Genomic DNA, 18,260 nt, shown 5'->3' with positions numbered 1-18,260 from the left:
GGTGTGAATCCTTTAGCTGAGGTCGCGGTGGCGAACCTGGACGTTCTTCAGGGATTGCTGCAGGACCTGGCCGAGACGTTCAGTCAGGTAGACGGAGCGGTGATGGCCGCCAGTGCAGCCAATGGCAATAGTGACATAGGCGCGGTTGCTGGCGGCAAAGCGCGGCAGCCATTTGAGCAGGTATGTAGAAATGTCCTGGAACATTTCCTCGACATCGGGTTGCGCCGCCAGGTAATCGGCCACCGGTTGGTCGAGCCCGGACTGCTCGCGCAGTTCCGGCTTCCAGTAAGGATTGGGCAGGCAGCGCACATCGAATACCAGGTCGGCGTCGACGGGCATGCCACGCTTGAACCCGAACGACTCCACGAGGAATGCCGTGCCGGGTTCTGGCTGGTTCAGCAGGCGCAACTTGAGGGTATCGCGCAGCTGATACAAATTGAGACTGGTGGTGTTGAGCTTGAGATCGGCCAGGTCGGCAATCGGCCCGAGCAGGGTGGTCTCGTCGTTGATCGCCTCGGCCAGTGAGCGGTTGGCATTGCTCAGCGGGTGACGCCTGCGGGTTTCAGAGAAACGCTTGAGCAGGGTTTCCTCGTCGGCATCCAGGTACAGGACATCGCACTGGATGTGGCGGCTGCGCACTTCTGCCAGCAACTCGGGGAAACGCGACAGGTGACTTGGCAGGTTGCGCGCATCGATGGATACGGCTACCAGCGGTTGTGCCAGCTCGGTGTGGATCAGCGCGCGCTCGGCCAGTTCGGGCAGCAACCCGGCAGGCAGGTTGTCGATACAGTAGTAACCGTTGTCCTCGAGAACGTCGAGGGCGGTACTTTTACCCGAGCCGGAGCGACCGCTGACGATGATCAAGCGCATGATTAATGCCCGTTTTGCTCGTCCAGGACAACCTGATACAAGGCTTCATTGCTCGCGGCGCTGCGCAGTTTTTCGCGCACTTCCTTGCGGTCGAGCATGCTGGCGATCTGGCGTAACAGCTCCAGGTGCGCATCGGTAGCGGCTTCCGGGACCAGTAGCACGAACAAAAGGTCAACCGGGGCGCCGTCGATGGCGTCGAAATCTATGGGGGCGTCTAGATGCATCAAGGCACTGATGGGCGATGTGCAGCCCTTCAGGCGACAGTGGGGAATGGCGATGCCGTTGCCAAAACCGGTCGAGCCGAGTTTTTCACGGGCAATCAAAGCCTCGAAGACATCTTGCATCTCCAGATCCGGCACTTCCCGGGCGATCAGGTTGGCAATTTGCTCGAGGGCTTTCTTTTTACTGCCGCCCGGCACGTTCACCAGGGAACGGCCGGGGGTCAGGATGCTTTCAAGTCGGATCATGGGTTGGGAGTGTTAACGACCCGTAGCGCCTTGGAGGAGGCTCTGGGTCTTTTCCTTATGCTTTTTGAGTTGTTTATCCAGCTTGTCAGTCAGTGCGTCGATTGCCGCGTACATATCGGTATGTTCCGCGTTAGCGACCACTTCATTGCCGGGAATATGCAGCGTGGCTTCGATTTTCTGCTTCAGCTTTTCGACCGTCATCGTGACCTGCACGTTGGTGATCTTGTCGAAATGTCGCTCCAATCGTTCGAGTTTTTCGCCGATGTAGGAGCGAAGAGGTTCGGTCACTTCCAGTTGGTGTCCACTGATGTTGACTTGCATACAGCTTCTCCTTCGTTGCCAGTGCATAAAGCGGCAGATCCAGATGATCTGCCACTGGAACGCTGTGGCGTGGCCCTACATCAACCGCTTGCGTTCGCTCGAAGGCGCGATCCCCAGGGATTCGCGGTACTTGGCGACGGTGCGGCGAGCCACCTGAATGCCTTGTGCCTCCAGTAAACCAGCGATCTTGCTGTCACTCAACGGCTTTTTCTGATTTTCCGCCGCCACCAGTTTTTTGATGATCGCGCGAATCGCCGTGGACGAGCATTCTCCGCCCTCGGAGGTGCTGACGTGGCTGGAGAAAAAGTATTTCAGCTCATAAATGCCCCGAGGGGTATGCATGAATTTCTGCGTGGTCACCCGCGAAATCGTCGACTCGTGCATGCCGACCGCTTCGGCGATGTCATGCAGCACCAGCGGTTTCATGGCTTCGTCGCCGTATTCCAGGAAGCCGCGCTGGTGCTCGACGATCTGCGTGGCCACCTTCATCAGGGTTTCGTTGCGGCTTTGCAGGCTCTTGATGAACCAGCGGGCTTCCTGCAACTGATTACGCATGAAGGTGTTGTCGGCGCTGGTGTCGGCCCGGCGAACGAAGCCTGCATACTGGGCGTTGACCCGCAGGCGCGGCACCGATTCCTGGTTGAGTTCGACCAGCCAGCGCTCGTTGTCCTTGCGCACGATCACGTCGGGAACCACATATTCGGCTTCGGTCGACTCGATTTGCGAGCCTGGGCGCGGGTTGAGGCTCTGGACCAGTTCGATCACCTGGCGCAGTTCGTCTTCCTTGAGCTTCATGCGGCGCATCAGCTGGCTGTAGTCGCGGCTGCCGAGAAGGTCGATGTAGTCGGTGACCAGGCGCTTGGCTTCGGCCAGCCAAGGCGTCTTGGCGGGCAGCTGGCGCAATTGCAGCAGCAGGCATTCGCCCAGGTTGCGTGCTCCGATGCCGGCGGGTTCGAATTGCTGGATGCGGTGCAGGACGGCTTCGATCTCGTCCAGTTCGATGTCGAGTTCCGGATCGAAGGCTTCGAGGATTTCCTCCAGCGTCTCGTCCAGATAACCCTGGTTGTTGATGCAGTCGATGAGGGTCACGGCGATCAGGCGATCGGTGTCGGACATCGGTGCCAGGTTCAATTGCCACAGCAGGTGGCTTTGCAGGCTCTCGCCCGCCGATGTGCGGGTGGTGAAATCCCACTCGTCATCATCGTTGCTTGGCAGGCTGCTGGCGCTGGTCTGATAGACGTCTTCCCAAGCGGTGTCGACCGGCAGTTCGTTGGGGATGCGCTCGTTCCAGTCGCCTTCCTCGAGGTTATCGACGGTTGGGGCGGTTTCCTGGTAGGAGGGCTCCTGGATATCGGTACTGGGCTTGTGTTCGGCGTTGTCGGCCAGCGGGTCGGAATTGTCGAAGTCGTCGCCTTCTTCCTGGCGCTCGAGCATCGGATTGGACTCCAGGGCCTCCTGGATTTCCTGTTGCAGGTCCAGGGTCGACAATTGGAGCAGGCGGATGGCCTGTTGCAGCTGCGGTGTCATCGTCAGCTGCTGGCCCATTCTCAAGACTAGCGATGGTTTCATGGCAGGGGCTTAACACCTTATTCGCCGGCGCACATGCGCCATCCACTACAGGGCGCCGAAGCGCCAAACATAAGCAAATTATATGCCTGAAACTGCGGCGTTTGCCTAGAGCGCTGTAACAATAAAAAAAGGTTGATTTTTTATTGCGCCAGGCGCTCGGTCGACCCGCCGGACACCTCGACGCTTACAGACGGAATTCGTGCCCCAGGTACACTTCCTTGACCAGGTCATTGGCCAGGATGGTTTCAGCGTCGCCTTCGGCGATCAGTTGGCCATCGTTGACGATGTAGGCGGTTTCACAGATATCCAGGGTTTCACGGACGTTGTGGTCGGTGATCAGCACCCCGATGCCCTTGGCCTTGAGGTGATGGATGATCTGCTTGATGTCGCCCACCGAAATCGGGTCGACACCGGCGAACGGTTCGTCGAGCAGGATGAATTTCGGGTTGGTGGCCAGTGCCCGGGCGATTTCCACGCGGCGGCGTTCGCCGCCGGACAGGCTCATGCCGAGGTTGTCGCGGATGTGGCTGATGTGGAATTCCTGCAGCAGGCTCTCCAGTTCCTTGCGGCGACCGGCCTTGTCGAGCTCCTTGCGGGTCTCGAGGATGGCCATGATGTTGTCGGCCACCGACAGTTTGCGAAAGATCGACGCTTCCTGCGGCAGATAGCCAATACCCGCCTTGGCACGACCGTGCATCGGCTGGTGGCTGACGTCGAGGTCATCGATCAGCACACGACCCTGATCGGCCTGCACCAGGCCAACGATCATGTAGAAGCAGGTGGTCTTGCCGGCACCGTTGGGGCCGAGCAGGCCGACGATCTGGCCGCTGTCGATGGACAGGCTGACGTCACGCACAACCTGGCGGCTCTTGTAGGCCTTGGCCAGGTGCTGGGCTTTCAGAGTTGCCATTACGGGGCCTTTTGCTCGTCGGTTTTCTTTTTCGGCTGGATCACCATGTCGATGCGTGGACGCGACTCGGTCACCTTGCTGCCCGTGGCGCGACCGGCGCTGGCCAGTTTCTTCTCGGTGTCATAGACGATTTTCTCGCCCTGGGTGACGTTGTTGTCCTTGTCGATGACTTTGGCCTTGTCGATCAGTACCACGCGGTTTTGCGGGGCGAGGTACTGGATGGTCACGCCCCAGCCCTGCACCGGCTTGGTGTCGCCGGCCGTCTGCAGTTGCTCGAAGTAGGCCAGGTTGCCCACCGAGGTCACCACGTCGATGTCGCCGTTCGGGGCGCGGGTCATTGTCACCTTGTTGCCGGTGACCTTCATCGAACCCTGAGTGATGATGACGTCGCCGGTATACGTGGCGATGCCTTGCTTGTCGTCCAGCTGGGCATCGTCGGCCTGAATGCGAATAGGCTGCTGTTGATCGTCCGGCAGAGCCCAGGCGCTCACGCTTCCCAGTGCAGCGCCCAGACTGAGCAAAATAGGGAGGGTTTTAACGAGCCTCATACTGTCCTCTTACGTTCGATAGCAGGTGTATCCTGCTTTCTTTCAAATACGCCTTCATTCCCTTGCCAGTCGATACGCCACCAGCGCCGTCGATTCTAACGTCTCGCTCGGTCTGCGCATATTGCTGCTGCGGGAACACGGTCATGCGAGTGGTGGTGATCAGGGTCCTGCGGTTTTTCTCGTCAAAACGGGTAATGCGCACCGAATCGATCAGCTCGACCTCCGTGCCGTCAGGATTGACTTCGCCTTTTTCGCTCTGCACGTGCCACGGAAACTCGGTTCCGCGGAACATGTTCAGGTCGGGGTTGGTCAGCAGCGTCACTTCGGTGGCCTTCACGTGCTCGACCTTGTCCGACGTCATCTCGTATTGCAGCCTACCGTCCGGCAGGAACTGTACGCTGTGGGCGTTGGTGGCGTAATAGTCGATGGCGCTTTCATCGATCTGCACTACCGGCTTGTCGAGAAAGCGTTCCGGGCTGATGTTCCAGTAGCCGACAGCAGCGAAAATCGCCGTGATGCTACCGAACACCAGAATGTTGCGAATCTTTTTACTTAGCATGATCTGGCTCACAGGTACGCGACGTTGGCCTCATCGAGGCGGCCTTGGGCGCGCAGGATCAATTCGCAGAATTCACGGGCGGCGCCTTCGCCACCACGTGCCTGGGTGATGCCGTGAGCGTGCTCGCGCACGAAGCTGGCGGCATTGGCCACGGCCATGCCCAGGCCAACGCGGCGGATAACCGGCAAGTCCGGCAAGTCGTCACCGAGGTAAGCGACCTGCTCATAGCTTAGGCCGAGTTTGCCAAGAAGCTCGTCGAGCACCACCAGTTTGTCTTCGCGACCCTGATACAGGTGGGGAATGCCGAGGTTCTTCGCCCGTCGCTCGACCACCGGAGTCTTGCGGCCACTGATGATGGCGGTCTGCACGCCGGCCGCCATCAGCATCTTGATGCCCTGGCCGTCGAGCGTATTGAACGTCTTGAATTCGCTGCCGTCTTCGAGGAAGTACAGGCGCCCGTCGGTCAGGACGCCGTCGACATCGAACACCGCCAGTTTGATCTGTTGGCCGCGTTGCAGCAGGTCCGTGCTCATTACATTACTCCCGCACGCAGTAAGTCGTGCATGTTCAGGGCGCCGACCGGGCGGTCTTCGCTATCGACCACGACCAGTGCGTTGATTTTGTGATCTTCCATTATTTTCAGGGCTTCGGCAGCGAGCATTTCGGCACGGGCGGTCTTGCCGTGGGCCGTCATGACCTGATCGATAGTGGCGCTGTGGATGTCGATGCTACGGTCCAGCGTGCGCCGCAAATCACCGTCGGTGAAGATCCCGGCCAGCTTGCCATCGGCCTCGAGTACCACGGTCATGCCCAGGCCTTTGCGAGTCATTTCCATCAACGCATCCTTGAGCAAAGTGCCGCGTTGTACTTGCGGCAGCTCTTGCCCGGCGTGCATGACGTTTTCCACCTTCAGCAGCAGGCGTCGGCCCAGCGCACCGCCCGGGTGGGAAAAGGCGAAATCCTCGGCGGTAAAACCGCGGGCTTCCAACAATGCGACGGCCAGGGCATCGCCCATGACCAGTGCGGCGGTCGTCGACGAGGTGGGCGCCAGGTTCAACGGGCAGGCCTCGTGCTCGACATGTACATTCAAATTGACCTGCGCTGCCTTGGCCAGCGGTGAGTCGGGTTTGCCGGTCATGCTGATCAGCTGGATGCCCAGGCGCTTGATCAGCGGCAGCAGGGTGACGATTTCATTGGTCGAGCCGGAATTCGACAGCGCCAGGATGATGTCGTCGCGGGTGATCATGCCCATGTCGCCATGGCTGGCTTCGGCAGGATGCACGAAAAACGCCGTAGTGCCGGTACTGGCCAGGGTCGCGGCAATCTTGTTGCCGATGTGCCCGGATTTGCCCATGCCGACCACGACGACGCGCCCTTTGCTGGTCAGAATCATTTCGCAGGCGCGCACGAAGTCCGCGTCGATATGCGGCAGCAAGCCTTTTACGGCTTCCAGTTCGAGGCGGATGGTACGTTGTGCTGACTTGATCAGGTCGCTGGATTGGCTCATTTCGGAAATGCTTAGCCTGATGAAAAGGCGGCGATTATAGCCGTTATGGCTGAAACCCTCACGCAAGTTCGTTGCCCATTGTCATTCGTTGTTACCCAATACCCTCTAGATGGAGCTTCCTGGCTGTCATGTTGCTGAACTTGGTCCGGCATTGGCCTTGGGGGCGTGACGCTTGCAGTGATATAGTTCGCCGCCAGTTCGGCCCGCCCAGGAGGCAGTGTGCTTTTGTCAGAAAGCCAGGCGTCCGAGTGTGAGGCTGCATCGCAAGGAGTTTAGATGAGCGCCGATAACGCCTACGCGGTCGAGCTGAAGGGACTGACCTTCAAGCGCGGTACGCGCAGCATTTTCAACAACATTGATATCCGTATCCCTCGCGGCAAGGTCACCGGCATCATGGGGCCTTCCGGGTGTGGCAAGACCACGCTGTTGCGTTTGATGGGCGCGCAGTTGCGGCCTGCCAGTGGCGAAGTCTGGGTCAATGGTCAGAACCTGCCGGCGTTGTCGCGCAGTGATCTGTTCGATGCACGCAAACACATGGGTGTGCTGTTCCAGAGTGGCGCATTGTTTACCGACCTCGATGTCTTCGAGAACGTCGCCTTTCCGCTGCGCGTTCATACCGGGCTGCCCGAAGAAATGATCCGCGACATCGTCCTGCTCAAATTGCAGGCCGTGGGGTTACGGGGCGCCATCGACCTGATGCCCGACGAACTGTCCGGCGGCATGAAGCGTCGTGTCGCGCTGGCGCGGGCGATTGCCCTCGATCCGCAGATTCTCATGTATGACGAGCCCTTTGTCGGCCAGGACCCCATCGCCATGGGCGTGCTGGTACGCCTTATCCGTTTGCTCAACGATGCACTGGGCATTACCAGTATCGTGGTGTCCCATGACCTGGCCGAAACCGCCAGCATTGCCGACTACATCTATGTGGTGGGCGATGGGCAGGTGTTGGGGCAGGGCACGCCAGACGAGCTGATGAACTCGGACGAGCCGCGTATCCGTCAATTCATGACAGGCGAGCCCGACGGTCCGGTCGCCTATCACTTTCCAGCGACGGATTACCGCGCAGATCTTCTGGGGAAGCGTTGATGCGCAAGATTTCACTTTTGGAAAGGGTGCGCCGGTTTGGCCACGCAGGCATCGATGTGCTGGCGGTGTTCGGACGTTCATCGCTCTTTCTGTTTCACGCACTTCTGGGTCGTGGTGGCATCGGTGGCGGGTTTGGCCTGCTGATCAAGCAATTGCACTCGGTGGGGGTGATGTCCCTGGTGATCATCGTGGTCTCCGGGATATTCATCGGCATGGTGTTGGCGCTCCAGGGCTTCAACATTCTGTCCAGCTACGGTTCGGAGCAGGCGGTGGGGCAGATGGTTGCGCTGACGCTGCTGCGTGAGCTGGGGCCGGTGGTCACGGCGTTGCTGTTCGCCGGGCGTGCCGGTTCGGCGCTGACGGCGGAAATCGGCAACATGAAGTCCACCGAACAGCTCTCCAGCCTGGAAATGATCGGGGTGGACCCGCTCAAGTACATCATTGCCCCGCGCCTGTGGGCCGGCTTCATTTCCTTGCCGGTGCTGGCGATGATTTTCAGCGTGGTGGGTATCTGGGGTGGTTCCTGGGTGGCCGTCGACTGGCTGGGTGTCTATGACGGCTCCTACTGGTCGAACATGCAGAACAGCGTGACCTTCGCCGACGATGTGCTTAACGGCATCATCAAAAGCATGGTCTTTGCCTTCGTCGTCACCTGGATCGCCGTATTCCAAGGCTATGACTGTGAGCCCACTTCCGAGGGGATCAGTCGTGCCACTACCAAGACCGTGGTGTATGCCTCTTTGGCTGTGCTCGGCCTGGACTTTATTCTGACCGCCTTGATGTTTGGAGATTTCTGATGCAAAACCGCACCCTGGAAATCGGTGTCGGCCTTTTCTTGCTGGCTGGCATCCTGGCTTTGCTGTTGCTGGCGTTGCGGGTCAGTGGCCTGTCCCCGAGCCCGAACACCGAAACCTATAAACTTTACGCGTATTTCGACAATATCGCCGGTTTGACGGTCAGAGCCAAGGTGACCATGGCCGGTGTGACCATCGGCAAGGTCACGGCAATCGATCTGGACCGCGACAGTTTCACGGGTCGGGTGACCATGCAACTGGAGAAGCGCGTAGATAATCTACCGGCGGACTCCACTGCATCTATCCTGACCGCTGGCCTGTTGGGCGAGAAGTACATCGGTATCAGCGTGGGCGGGGAAGAAGCCCTGCTCAAGGATGGCGGGACCATCCACGACACCCAGTCGTCGCTGGTGCTCGAGGACCTGATCGGTAAATTCCTGCTCAATACCGTTAGCAAAGACGCCAAATGAGGAGCTTTTGAATGATCTCTACCTTACGACGTGGCCTGTTGGTTTTGCTCGCGGCCTTGCCGTTGGTGGCTAACGCCGTGGCGGCGCCTTCCGCCCACGAGCTGGTTCAGGACACCACCAACCGGTTGCTGGCCGACCTGGCCGCCAACAAAGAGAAGTACAAGCAGGATCCGCAGGATTTCTATGCGGCGCTCAACACCATTGTCGGCCCGGTGGTGGATGCCGAAGGCATTTCCAAGAGCATCATGACGGTCAAGTACTCGCGCAAGGCTACTCCTGCGCAAATGAAGACCTTTGAAGAAAACTTCAAGAAGGGCCTGTTCCAGTTCTATGGCAATGCCCTGCTGGAGTACAACAACCAAGGCATCACCGTTGATCCTGCCAAGGACGAGTCGGGCGACCGTACCAGCGTTGGCATGACGGTCAAGGGCAGCAACGGCGCGATCTATCCTGTGTCCTATACACTGGAAAAGGTTGGCGGCGAATGGAAGCTGCGCAACGTCATTATCAACGGCATCAACATTGGCAAGCTGTTCCGTGATCAGTTCGCTGATGCGATGCAGCGCAACGGCAACGACCTGGACAAGACCATCAATGGTTGGGCCGGGGAAGTCGCCAAGGCCAAGGAATCCACCGAGAAACAGACCCAATGAGTGAGTCGGCGGTCCGGATGGACGAAGCCGGCGAGCTGCGGCTCAGCGGTGTGCTGGATTATCGCACCGGTCCGGAACTGCGCCGGCAGGGGCAGGCATTGATCAACGCCAGCAAGGCCGCGGCCCTGGTGGTCGATTGTTCGGCGGTGGAGAAGTCCAGCAGCGTCGGTCTGTCGTTGCTGTTGTGTTTCATGCGTGATGCCCAGGCGGCCGGCAAGGCGCTGAGCATCCGCGGGATGCCAGAAGATATGCGCGAAATCGCCCAGGTCAGTGAGCTGACCGAGCTGTTGGCGCATCCCTAACCCGCATCTATAAGGAAGCCCCCCGTCAGAGTCCTGCTTCCCGGGGTTCGCAGGCGCGGGGCTTTTTTGTATGATGTCCGACCCGCGCGCACAGGGCGCCGATTGAGGTTGAGCATGCAGGCCAACGAAGTTAAGAGCTTTCTTGAAGGAAAGCTGCCCGGAACGAATGTAGAAGTCGAGGGCGAAGGCTGCAATTTCCAGCTGAACGTGATTAGCGATGAACTGGCGGCGTTGAGCCCGGTGAAGCGTCAGCAGCAGATCTATGCCCATTTGAACCCATGGATCACCGATGGCAGCATCCATGCGGTCACTATGAAATTTTTCAGCAGCGCGGCCTGGGCCGAGCGCACCTGAGCCCAAGGGCGTCGAGATTCTTATGGATAAATTGATTATTACTGGCGGTGCTCGTCTCGATGGCGAAATCCGTATCTCCGGGGCAAAGAACTCGGCGCTGCCGATTCTCGCTGCCACCCTGCTGTGCGACGGTCCCGTGACTGTGGCCAACCTGCCGCACCTGCACGACATCACCACCATGATCGAATTGTTCGGTCGCATGGGCATCGAGCCGGTGATCGACGAGAAGCTTGCCGTTGAAATCGACCCGCGTACCATCAAGACCCTGATCGCTCCGTACGAACTGGTTAAAACCATGCGTGCGTCGATCCTGGTGCTGGGCCCGATGGTTGCCCGCTTCGGTGAAGCCGAAGTCGCGCTGCCTGGCGGTTGCGCCATCGGCTCGCGTCCGGTTGACCTGCACATCCGTGGCCTGGAAGCCATGGGCGCGATCATCGATGTCGAAGGCGGCTACATCAAGGCCAAGGCCCCTGAAGGCGGTCTGCGTGGCGCACACTTCTTCTTCGACACCGTGAGCGTGACCGGCACCGAAAACATCATGATGGCGGCCGCTTTGGCCAAGGGTCGCAGCGTACTGGCTAACGCCGCGCGCGAGCCTGAAGTGGTCGACCTGGCGAACTTCCTGAACGCCATGGGTGCCAAGGTGTCCGGCGCTGGCACAGATACCATCACCATCGATGGCGTCGAGCGTCTGCACACCACCACCTACAAGGTGATGCCGGACCGTATCGAAACCGGCACCTACCTGGTGGCCGCGGCCGTGACCGGCGGGCGCGTGAAGGTCAAGGACACTGATCCGACCATCCTCGAAGCCGTGCTGGAAAAACTCCGTGAAGCCGGTGCCGAAATCACCTGCGGCGAAGACTGGATCGAGCTGAACATGCACGGCAAGCGGCCTAAAGCCGTCAACGTGCGAACCGCTCCGTACCCGGCGTTCCCGACCGACATGCAGGCGCAGTTCATCTCCCTCAACGCCATTGCCGAAGGCACGGGCGCCGTGATCGAGACGATCTTCGAAAACCGCTTCATGCACGTGTACGAACTGCACCGCATGGGCGCCAAGATCCAGGTCGAAGGCAATACCGCGATCGTCACCGGGACCGAGAAGCTCAAGGGCGCGCCAGTGATGGCCACCGACCTGCGTGCTTCGGCCAGCCTGGTGATCTCGGCGCTGATCGCCGACGGCGACACCCTGATCGACCGCATCTACCACATTGACCGTGGTTACGAGTGCATCGAAGAGAAACTGCAGATGCTGGGCGCCAAGATCCGCCGCGTTCCGGGCTAGTTTCTGCTGCATGGGCACAGGGACGTGCCCGTTGAATTGTGATAAGTCGAGCCGGTTTCCGGCTCGATGTGTGTCCGGCGCCATTTGCGACCGGGCATGAGTACCTTGATAAGGACTGACGTTTCCCATGTTGACCATCGCACTGTCCAAGGGCCGCATCCTTGACGACACCCTGCCGCTTCTGGCTGAAGCGGGCATCGTGCCGACCGAGAATCCGGACAAGAGCCGCAAGCTGATCATCCCCACGACCCAGGAAGATGTACGCCTGTTGATCGTGCGTGCCACCGACGTGCCGACTTATGTCGAACATGGCGCCGCCGACCTCGGTGTCGCCGGTAAAGACGTGCTGATGGAGTACGGCGGCCAGGGCTTGTACGAGCCGCTGGACCTGCAGATTGCCCAGTGCAAGTTGATGACTGCCGGCAAGGTCGGCGCAGTCGAGCCCAAGGGCCGCCTGCGCATCGCCACCAAGTTCGTCAACGTTGCCAAGCGTTACTACGCCGAACAAGGTCGTCAGGTCGACATCATCAAGCTCTACGGCTCGATGGAGCTGGCGCCGCTGATCGGCCTGGCCGACAAGATCATCGACGTGGTCGACACCGGTAACACGCTGCGGGCCAATGGCCTGGAGCCACAGGATTTCATCGCGGCCATCAGCTCCCGACTGATCGTCAACAAAGCTTCGATGAAAATGCAACACGCCCGTATCCAGGCGTTGATCGACACCCTGCGCAAGGCAGTGGAGTCTCGACACCGCGGCTGATTCACCTGCGCGGCCTTGAGTCGCGCCCGTCTATCCGCCTCATAGCCAGAATTCTCAGGTGCCCAAGCGGAAACGACTGCTAAGTTAGGGCGCCTGAGTTTTTTGCCAATCCTATGAGGCTCTCGCTATGACCGCACCGACTGCAATTCGCCGACTCAACGCTGCTGACCCGGATTTCGCGCATCATCTGGATCATCTGCTGAGCTGGGAAAGTGTGTCTGACGACTCGGTCAATCAGCGAGTGCTGGACATCATCAAGGCCGTGCGCGAGCGCGGTGACGCGGCGCTGGTGGACTTCACCCGTCAGTTCGACGGCCTGGACGTGAAGTCCATGGCCGACCTGATCCTGCCGCGCGAGCGTCTGGAGCTGGCACTGACCCGCATTACCGTGCCCCAGCGCGAAGCCCTGGAAAAAGCCGCCGCCCGGGTACGCAGCTACCACGAGAAGCAGAAGCAGGACTCCTGGAGCTACACCGAAGCCGATGGCACCGTGCTGGGCCAGAAGGTCACGCCGCTGGACCGCGCCGGCCTGTACGTGCCGGGGGGCAAGGCGTCCTACCCGTCTTCGGTGTTGATGAACGCGATTCCGGCCAAAGTTGCCGGGGTGACCGAAGTGGTCATGGTGGTACCGACTCCGCGCGGTGAAATCAACGAGCTTGTACTGGCAGCGGCCTGCATCGCCGGTGTTGACCGCGTATTCACCATCGGTGGTGCCCAAGCGGTGGCCGCGTTGGCCTACGGTACCGAAAGCGTGCCGATGGTCGATAAAGTAGTCGGCCCGGGCAACATCTACGTTGCCACTGCCAAGCGCCACGTATTCGGCCAGGTCGGTATCGACATGATCGCCGGTCCGTCGGAGATCCTCGTGGTGTGCGACGGTCAGACCGATCCGGACTGGATCGCCATGGACCTGTTCTCCCAGGCCGAGCACGACGAAGACGCCCAGGCCATTCTGGTCAGCCCGGATGCCGAGTTCCTCGACAAGGTTGCCGCCAGCATCGCCAAACTGATGCCGACCATGGAACGCGCCCAGATCATTGAAACCTCGATCAATGGCCGTGGTGCGCTGATCAAGGTCCGCGACATGCAACAAGCCATCGAAGTGGCCAACCGCATCGCGCCGGAGCACCTGGAATTGTCGGTTGCCGATCCACAGGCCTGGCTGCCGCAGATCCGCCATGCCGGCGCCATCTTCATGGGCCGTCACACCAGCGAAGCGCTGGGCGACTACTGTGCAGGCCCGAACCACGTGTTGCCGACTTCCGGTACGGCGCGGTTCTCGTCGCCGCTGGGCGTCTACGACTTCCAGAAACGCTCGTCGATCATTTTTTGCTCGGAGCAGGGCGCGTCCGACCTGGGCAAGACCGCTTCCGTGCTGGCCCGTGGCGAGTCGCTGACCGCCCACGCCCGCAGTGCCGAATACCGCATCATCGACGACAAGCAGGGGAACTGAGATGAGTAAATTCTGGAGCCCGTTCGTCAAGAACCTGGTGCCGTACGTACCGGGCGAGCAGCCGAAACTGGCCAAGCTGGTGAAGCTCAACACCAATGAAAACCCGTACGGTCCATCGCCCAAAGCCCTGGCTGCGATCCAGACCGAACTGAACGACAACCTGCGCCTGTACCCGGATCCGAACAGTGACCTGCTCAAGAACGCAGTCGCCAATTATTACGGCGTGCAGAGCAATCAGGTGTTCCTCGGCAACGGTTCCGACGAAGTCCTGGCGCACATCTTCCACGGCTTGCTGCAGCACGATCAGCCGCTGCTGTTCCCGGACATCAGCTACAGCTTCTACCCGGTCTACTGCGGGTTGTACGGCATCAAGTTCGATGCCGTGCCGCTGGACGAGCAGTTCCAGATCAACCCGGCGGACTACGCCAAACCGAACGGCGGGATCATTTTCCCCAACCCGAACGCACCGACCGGTTGCCTGTTGGCACTCGATGCCATCGAGCAAATCCTCAAGGCCAGCCCGGACTCGGTGGTCGTGGTTGATGAGGCTTACATCGACTTCGGTGGGGAAACGGCGATCAGCCTGGTGGACCGTTATTCGAACCTGCTGGTGACCCAGACCCTGTCCAAGTCGCGCTCGCTGGCCGGTCTGCGGGTCGGGTTGGCGGTGGGGCATCCGGACCTGATCGAAGCGCTGGAGCGAATCAAGAACAGCTTCAACTCCTATCCACTGGATCGGATGGCGAATGTCGGCGCCGCGGCAGCGTTCGAGGATCGCGAGTATTTCGACAAGACTTGCCGGCTGGTGATCGAGAACCGCGAGAAGGTCGTTGCCCAATTGCAAGCCAAGGGCTTTGAAGTGCTGCCGTCGGCGGCGAACTTCATTTTCGCCCGTCACCCCCAGCACGATGCCGCAGGCCTGGCGGCCAAACTGCGCGAGCAAGGCGTGATCGTCCGGCACTTCAAGCAGGAACGGATTGCCCAGTTCCTGCGGATCTCGATCGGTACACCTGAGCAGAATCAGGCATTGATCGACGGCCTCGGCGACCTCTAAACATACAAGCGGGCTTGCTCGCGAAGGTGTGTCAGTTACATTGATGTCGACTGACACACCTTCGCGAGCAAGCCCGCTCCCACTTTGGTTCTTGTATACGGCTCAGTTTTCTTCTTTGTCTTTGACCGGTGCAGGTGGCGGACGCAAGCCAATCTCAGCGGTGAGCTTGAGTTCCTTGCCATTGCGCATCACCTGGATCGCGACCTTGTCCGTCGGCTTGATCCGCGCAACCTGATTCATCGAGCGGCGCCCATCGCCAGCCGGCTCGCCGTCGATGCTGAGGATCACATCGCCCAATTGCAGGCCGGCCTTTTGCGCCGGACCGTCACGGAAAATCCCGGCGACCACGATGCCCGGGCGCCCCGACAGGCCAAACGACTCCGCCAGTTCCTGGGACAACGGCTGCACTTCGATGCCGAGCCAACCGCGAATCACCTGGCCGTGCTCGATGATCGACTTCATCACTTCCATGGCCAGCTTCACCGGAATCGCGAAACCGATGCCCTGGGAGCCGCCGGACTTGGAGAAAATCGCCGTGTTGATGCCGGTCAGGTTGCCGTTGGCGTCCACCAGTGCACCGCCGGAGTTGCCGGGGTTGATCGCGGCGTCGGTCTGGATGAAGTCTTCGTAGTTGTTCAGGCCCAGCTGATTGCGCCCGGTGGCGCTGATGATGCCCATGGTCACTGTCTGGCCGACGCCGAACGGGTTGCCGATGGCCAGGGCCACGTCGCCGATGCGGATGTTGTCGGAGCGGCCGACGGTGATCGACGGCAGGTTCTTCAGGTCGATCTTGAGGACCGCCAGGTCGGTTTCCGGATCGCTGCCGATCACCCGTGCCAGGGTTTCACGGCCGTCCTTGAGCGCCACCACGATCTGGTCGGCACCGCTGGTCACGTGGTTGTTGGTGAGGATGTAGCCTTGCGGGCTCATGATCACGCCGGAGCCAAGGCTCGACTCCATGCGTTTCTGCTTGGGCGAGTTATCGCCGAAGAAACGGCGAAACTGCGGGTCCTCGAACAGCGGGTGATTGGGCTTGTTGATGACTTTGGTGGTGTAGAGGTTCACCACCGACGGCGCGGCGGTAGTCACCGCGTCGGAATAGGACACCGGGCCTTGCTGCATACTGGTGGTTTGCGGGGCTTGTTGCAGATTGACGTCGAGGCTTGGAAGCCCGACCCACTGCGGGTAACGCTGGATGATTAACAGAGCGACAAGCACGCCGGCCAACAGCGGCCAGCCGGAAAAACGCAGCGCCTTGAGCATTAAGCACGTCCTGAGAGAGTTGCAGGCGGTATGAGACCGCTCATAATGACGCGCATTATACGAGGCCGCGCGTGCCTCTGAACGGGATATTTAGGAGTCTTTTATGGCCGTCGCCCTGAGCACCCTGGTCGAAGAAGCCGACCGTTACCTCGGCAGTTCGAAAATTGCCGATTATTGCCCCAACGGCCTGCAGGTCGAGGGCCGGCCGCAGGTGATGCGCATCGTCAGTGGCGTCACTGCCAGCCAGGCCTTGCTCGATGCCGCTGTGGAGGCCAACGCCGACCTGGTGCTGGTGCATCACGGCTACTTCTGGAAAGGCGAGAACCCGTGCATCACCGGCATGAAGCAGCGCCGCCTGAAGACGCTGCTCAAGCACGATATCAGCCTGCTGTCCTATCACCTGCCGCTGGACCTGCACCCTGACGTTGGCAACAACGTGCAGTTGGCGCGGCAGCTGGACATCACCGTCGAAGGTCCGCTGGACCCGGACAACCTGAAGATCGTCGGCCTGGTCGGTTCGTTGAACGAACCCGTGACGCCCCGGGACTTCGCCCGCCGCGTGCGGGAGGTGATGGGCCGCGAACCCTTGCTGATCGAAGGCGGCAACATGATACGCCGGGTTGGCTGGTGCACCGGTGGCGGTCAGGGTTACATCGATCAGGCGGTGCTGGCGGGTGTTGATCTGTACCTGAGCGGCGAAGCGTCCGAGCAAACCTTCCACAGCGCGCGGGAGAACGACATCAGCTTCATTGCTGCCGGCCACCATGCCACTGAACGTTATGGCGTGCAGGCGCTGGGTGACTACCTGGCCCGACGGTTCGCCCTCGAACACATCTTCATCGATTGCCCCAACCCCATCTGACAATACGCGCCCCCTGTAGGAGCTGGCTTGCCAGCGAAATCGGCCTTGAATTCTGCAGTGCTCTCAAGACTGCCATCGCTGGCAAGCCAGCGCCTACAAGTTCTGGTTGCGCCCAAACGGTCGGGCATATTCATATGCTCTTTCGATCTAGTTGGCGTCCTGATTAGAAGAGGTCGCTGTGCTAGGATTCCTCGCTCGAACACGGCCCGCTGGCCGTTCATAAGAAAGATTTCGTGAGTAGCCATGGTCGACAAACTGACGCATCTGAAACAGCTGGAGGCGGAAAGCATCCACATCATCCGCGAGGTGGCCGCCGAGTTCGACAACCCGGTGATGCTGTACTCCATCGGTAAAGACTCCGCCGTGATGCTGCACCTGGCACGCAAGGCATTCTTCCCTGGCAAGCTGCCGTTCCCGGTGATGCACGTCGACACTCGCTGGAAATTCCAGGAGATGTACGCCTTCCGCGACAAGATGGTTGCCGAGCTGGGCCTGGACCTGATCACCCACGTCAACCCGGATGGCGTGGCGCAGAACATCAACCCGTTCACCCACGGCAGCGCCAAGCACACCGACATCATGAAGACCGAGGGCCTGAAGCAGGCACTGGACAAGCATGGTTTCGACGCCGCCTTTGGTGGTGCCCGCCGCGACGAAGAGAAATCCCGCGCCAAGGAGCGTGTGTACTCGTTCCGCGACAGCAAGCACCGCTGGGATCCGAAAAACCAGCGTCCCGAGCTGTGGAACGTCTACAACGGCAAGGTCAACAAGGGCGAATCCATCCGCGTATTCCCATTGTCGAACTGGACCGAGCTGGACATCTGGCAGTACATCTACCTTGAAGGCATCCCGATCGTCCCGCTGTACTTCGCCGCCGAGCGTGAAGTCATCGAGAAGAACGGCACGCTGATCATGATCGACGACGAGCGCATCCTCGAGCACCTGAGCGATGAAGACAAAGCGCGCATCGTCAAAAAGAAAGTGCGTTTCCGTACCCTTGGTTGCTACCCGTTGACGGGCGCGGTGGAGTCCGAGGCCGAAAGCCTCACGGACATCATTCAGGAAATGCTCCTGACGCGAACTTCCGAGCGCCAGGGCCGTGTCATCGACCACGATGGCGCAGGCTCGATGGAAGACAAAAAACGTCAGGGTTATTTCTAAGGGGCT

22 protein-coding genes are annotated in these 18,260 nt (G+C 60.0%); 12 read left to right on the top strand and 10 right to left on the bottom strand.

All coding sequences use genetic code 11. The features are described 5' to 3' along the window. Positions 1–12 precede the first annotated feature (12 nt). The 9 genes from rapZ to ACYP2Q_RS18985 all read right to left on the bottom strand — a co-directional run bounded on the left by rapZ (position 13) and on the right by ACYP2Q_RS18985 (position 6,751). A complete protein-coding gene (gene rapZ / locus ACYP2Q_RS19025; protein WP_459731953.1) occupies positions 13–870 on the bottom strand; it encodes an RNase adapter RapZ in 858 nt (285 codons plus the stop codon). A gap of 2 nt (positions 871–872) precedes the next feature. Continuing rightward, positions 873–1,337, bottom strand: coding sequence for a PTS IIA-like nitrogen regulatory protein PtsN (gene ptsN, locus ACYP2Q_RS19020; RefSeq protein ID WP_274074014.1), 465 nt, complete (start codon positions 1,335–1,337; stop codon positions 873–875). Positions 1,338–1,349: 12 nt separating this feature from the next. Beyond that, entirely contained in the window at positions 1,350–1,658 is a 309-nt protein-coding gene (gene hpf, locus ACYP2Q_RS19015) for a ribosome hibernation-promoting factor, HPF/YfiA family (protein ID WP_008018717.1), read from the bottom strand. A gap of 75 nt (positions 1,659–1,733) precedes the next feature. Further along, positions 1,734–3,227 carry an RNA polymerase factor sigma-54 gene (locus tag ACYP2Q_RS19010; RefSeq protein WP_459731952.1) on the bottom strand — a complete coding sequence of 498 codons (1,494 nt, stop codon included), beginning with the start codon at positions 3,225–3,227 and terminating at the stop codon, positions 1,734–1,736. A 184-nt stretch (positions 3,228–3,411) separates the two neighbouring features. Next, positions 3,412–4,137, bottom strand: coding sequence for an LPS export ABC transporter ATP-binding protein (lptB, locus tag ACYP2Q_RS19005; protein WP_459731951.1), 726 nt, complete (start codon positions 4,135–4,137; stop codon positions 3,412–3,414). After that, positions 4,137–4,685, bottom strand: coding sequence for a lipopolysaccharide transport periplasmic protein LptA (gene lptA, locus ACYP2Q_RS19000; protein ID WP_459731950.1), 549 nt, complete (start codon positions 4,683–4,685; stop codon positions 4,137–4,139). The genes lptB and lptA overlap by 1 nt, the downstream gene beginning before the upstream one ends. Further along, positions 4,672–5,244 carry an LPS export ABC transporter periplasmic protein LptC gene (lptC, locus tag ACYP2Q_RS18995; protein WP_459731949.1) on the bottom strand — a complete coding sequence of 191 codons (573 nt, stop codon included), beginning with the start codon at positions 5,242–5,244 and terminating at the stop codon, positions 4,672–4,674. Before lptC ends, lptA begins: the two co-directional genes overlap by 14 nt. 8 nt (positions 5,245–5,252) lie before the next feature. Next, positions 5,253–5,777: a KdsC family phosphatase gene (locus tag ACYP2Q_RS18990; RefSeq protein ID WP_459731948.1), complete on the bottom strand. Its 525-nt coding sequence runs from the start codon at positions 5,775–5,777 to the stop codon at positions 5,253–5,255. Continuing rightward, the gene (locus tag ACYP2Q_RS18985) at positions 5,777–6,751 is read right to left on the bottom strand and encodes a KpsF/GutQ family sugar-phosphate isomerase (RefSeq protein ID WP_459731947.1); all 975 of its coding nucleotides are present in this window, start codon (positions 6,749–6,751) and stop codon (positions 5,777–5,779) included. The genes ACYP2Q_RS18990 and ACYP2Q_RS18985 overlap by 1 nt, the downstream gene beginning before the upstream one ends. A 276-nt stretch (positions 6,752–7,027) precedes the next feature. On the opposite strand from ACYP2Q_RS18985, the gene ACYP2Q_RS18980 reads away from it, so the two are divergent. The 10 genes from ACYP2Q_RS18980 to hisC all read left to right on the top strand — a co-directional run bounded on the left by ACYP2Q_RS18980 (position 7,028) and on the right by hisC (position 14,968). Further along, entirely contained in the window at positions 7,028–7,837 is an 810-nt protein-coding gene (locus tag ACYP2Q_RS18980; RefSeq protein ID WP_274074007.1) for an ATP-binding cassette domain-containing protein, read from the top strand. Then, positions 7,837–8,634 (top strand): lipid asymmetry maintenance ABC transporter permease subunit MlaE, encoded by a 798-nt coding sequence (gene mlaE, locus ACYP2Q_RS18975; protein ID WP_459731946.1) that lies wholly within the window; start codon positions 7,837–7,839, stop codon positions 8,632–8,634. The genes ACYP2Q_RS18980 and mlaE overlap by 1 nt, the downstream gene beginning before the upstream one ends. Beyond that, positions 8,634–9,101, top strand: coding sequence for an outer membrane lipid asymmetry maintenance protein MlaD (mlaD, locus tag ACYP2Q_RS18970; protein ID WP_034147091.1), 468 nt, complete (start codon positions 8,634–8,636; stop codon positions 9,099–9,101). The genes mlaE and mlaD overlap by 1 nt, the downstream gene beginning before the upstream one ends. A gap of 11 nt (positions 9,102–9,112) precedes the next feature. After that, a complete protein-coding gene (locus tag ACYP2Q_RS18965; RefSeq protein WP_459731945.1) occupies positions 9,113–9,754 on the top strand; it encodes an MlaC/ttg2D family ABC transporter substrate-binding protein in 642 nt (213 codons plus the stop codon). Next, positions 9,751–10,056: an STAS domain-containing protein gene (locus ACYP2Q_RS18960; RefSeq protein ID WP_459731944.1), complete on the top strand. Its 306-nt coding sequence runs from the start codon at positions 9,751–9,753 to the stop codon at positions 10,054–10,056. The genes ACYP2Q_RS18965 and ACYP2Q_RS18960 overlap by 4 nt, the downstream gene beginning before the upstream one ends. A 114-nt stretch (positions 10,057–10,170) precedes the next feature. Continuing rightward, a complete protein-coding gene (locus tag ACYP2Q_RS18955; protein WP_274074003.1) occupies positions 10,171–10,410 on the top strand; it encodes a BolA family protein in 240 nt (79 codons plus the stop codon). A gap of 22 nt (positions 10,411–10,432) precedes the next feature. Continuing rightward, positions 10,433–11,698, top strand: coding sequence for a UDP-N-acetylglucosamine 1-carboxyvinyltransferase (gene murA / locus ACYP2Q_RS18950; RefSeq protein WP_046820542.1), 1,266 nt, complete (start codon positions 10,433–10,435; stop codon positions 11,696–11,698). Positions 11,699–11,825: 127 nt separating this feature from the next. Continuing rightward, positions 11,826–12,461 carry an ATP phosphoribosyltransferase gene (gene hisG / locus ACYP2Q_RS18945; RefSeq protein ID WP_008018703.1) on the top strand — a complete coding sequence of 212 codons (636 nt, stop codon included), beginning with the start codon at positions 11,826–11,828 and terminating at the stop codon, positions 12,459–12,461. A 127-nt stretch (positions 12,462–12,588) separates the two neighbouring features. Next, a complete protein-coding gene (hisD, locus tag ACYP2Q_RS18940; RefSeq protein ID WP_459731943.1) occupies positions 12,589–13,914 on the top strand; it encodes a histidinol dehydrogenase in 1,326 nt (441 codons plus the stop codon). Between the two features lies 1 nt (position 13,915). Continuing rightward, positions 13,916–14,968: a histidinol-phosphate transaminase gene (gene hisC, locus ACYP2Q_RS18935; protein ID WP_459731942.1), complete on the top strand. Its 1,053-nt coding sequence runs from the start codon at positions 13,916–13,918 to the stop codon at positions 14,966–14,968. Positions 14,969–15,070: 102 nt separating this feature from the next. On the opposite strand, the gene algW is transcribed toward hisC, so the two are convergent. Next, complete coding sequence (gene algW, locus ACYP2Q_RS18930) at positions 15,071–16,231, bottom strand: Do family serine endopeptidase AlgW (protein ID WP_459731941.1); 1,161 nt, start codon at positions 16,229–16,231, stop codon at positions 15,071–15,073. Between the two features lie 103 nt (positions 16,232–16,334). Between algW and ACYP2Q_RS18925 the strand changes: the two genes are divergently transcribed. Then, positions 16,335–17,093, top strand: coding sequence for a Nif3-like dinuclear metal center hexameric protein (locus ACYP2Q_RS18925; RefSeq protein WP_274073998.1), 759 nt, complete (start codon positions 16,335–16,337; stop codon positions 17,091–17,093). A gap of 243 nt (positions 17,094–17,336) precedes the next feature. Next, entirely contained in the window at positions 17,337–18,254 is a 918-nt protein-coding gene (gene cysD / locus ACYP2Q_RS18920; RefSeq protein WP_007970286.1) for a sulfate adenylyltransferase subunit CysD, read from the top strand. The last annotated feature ends 6 nt before the right edge of the window (positions 18,255–18,260 follow it).

The organism is Pseudomonas sp. MHK4, assembly GCF_054600775.1.
The sequence above is the reverse complement of the archived record's forward strand: the minus strand, read 5'-3'. Positions and strand labels throughout refer to the sequence as shown.

Excerpts from the sequence above, each read along its gene's own strand:
- lptA (WP_459731950.1), bottom strand. The coding sequence starts at position 4,685 with ATGAGGCTCGTTAAAACCCTCCCTATTTTGCTCAGTCTGGGCGCTGCA.
- hpf (WP_008018717.1), bottom strand. The coding sequence starts at position 1,658 with ATGCAAGTCAACATCAGTGGACACCAACTGGAAGTGACCGAACCTCTT.
- hisD (WP_459731943.1), top strand. The coding sequence starts at position 12,589 with ATGACCGCACCGACTGCAATTCGCCGACTCAACGCTGCTGACCCGGAT.
- ACYP2Q_RS18990 (WP_459731948.1), bottom strand. The coding sequence starts at position 5,777 with ATGAGCACGGACCTGCTGCAACGCGGCCAACAGATCAAACTGGCGGTG.
- cysD (WP_007970286.1), top strand. The coding sequence starts at position 17,337 with ATGGTCGACAAACTGACGCATCTGAAACAGCTGGAGGCGGAAAGCATC.
- lptC (WP_459731949.1), bottom strand. The coding sequence starts at position 5,244 with ATGCTAAGTAAAAAGATTCGCAACATTCTGGTGTTCGGTAGCATCACG.
- ACYP2Q_RS18955 (WP_274074003.1), top strand. The coding sequence starts at position 10,171 with ATGCAGGCCAACGAAGTTAAGAGCTTTCTTGAAGGAAAGCTGCCCGGA.
- murA (WP_046820542.1), top strand. The coding sequence starts at position 10,433 with ATGGATAAATTGATTATTACTGGCGGTGCTCGTCTCGATGGCGAAATC.
- ACYP2Q_RS18965 (WP_459731945.1), top strand. The coding sequence starts at position 9,113 with ATGATCTCTACCTTACGACGTGGCCTGTTGGTTTTGCTCGCGGCCTTG.
- ptsN (WP_274074014.1), bottom strand. The coding sequence starts at position 1,337 with ATGATCCGACTTGAAAGCATCCTGACCCCCGGCCGTTCCCTGGTGAAC.
- ACYP2Q_RS18925 (WP_274073998.1), top strand. The coding sequence starts at position 16,335 with ATGGCCGTCGCCCTGAGCACCCTGGTCGAAGAAGCCGACCGTTACCTC.
- lptB (WP_459731951.1), bottom strand. The coding sequence starts at position 4,137 with ATGGCAACTCTGAAAGCCCAGCACCTGGCCAAGGCCTACAAGAGCCGC.
- ACYP2Q_RS19010 (WP_459731952.1), bottom strand. The coding sequence starts at position 3,227 with ATGAAACCATCGCTAGTCTTGAGAATGGGCCAGCAGCTGACGATGACA.
- ACYP2Q_RS18960 (WP_459731944.1), top strand. The coding sequence starts at position 9,751 with ATGAGTGAGTCGGCGGTCCGGATGGACGAAGCCGGCGAGCTGCGGCTC.
- ACYP2Q_RS18980 (WP_274074007.1), top strand. The coding sequence starts at position 7,028 with ATGAGCGCCGATAACGCCTACGCGGTCGAGCTGAAGGGACTGACCTTC.
- ACYP2Q_RS18985 (WP_459731947.1), bottom strand. The coding sequence starts at position 6,751 with ATGAGCCAATCCAGCGACCTGATCAAGTCAGCACAACGTACCATCCGC.
- mlaD (WP_034147091.1), top strand. The coding sequence starts at position 8,634 with ATGCAAAACCGCACCCTGGAAATCGGTGTCGGCCTTTTCTTGCTGGCT.
- hisG (WP_008018703.1), top strand. The coding sequence starts at position 11,826 with ATGTTGACCATCGCACTGTCCAAGGGCCGCATCCTTGACGACACCCTG.
- rapZ (WP_459731953.1), bottom strand. The coding sequence starts at position 870 with ATGCGCTTGATCATCGTCAGCGGTCGCTCCGGCTCGGGTAAAAGTACC.
- algW (WP_459731941.1), bottom strand. The coding sequence starts at position 16,231 with ATGCTCAAGGCGCTGCGTTTTTCCGGCTGGCCGCTGTTGGCCGGCGTG.
- hisC (WP_459731942.1), top strand. The coding sequence starts at position 13,916 with ATGAGTAAATTCTGGAGCCCGTTCGTCAAGAACCTGGTGCCGTACGTA.
- mlaE (WP_459731946.1), top strand. The coding sequence starts at position 7,837 with ATGCGCAAGATTTCACTTTTGGAAAGGGTGCGCCGGTTTGGCCACGCA.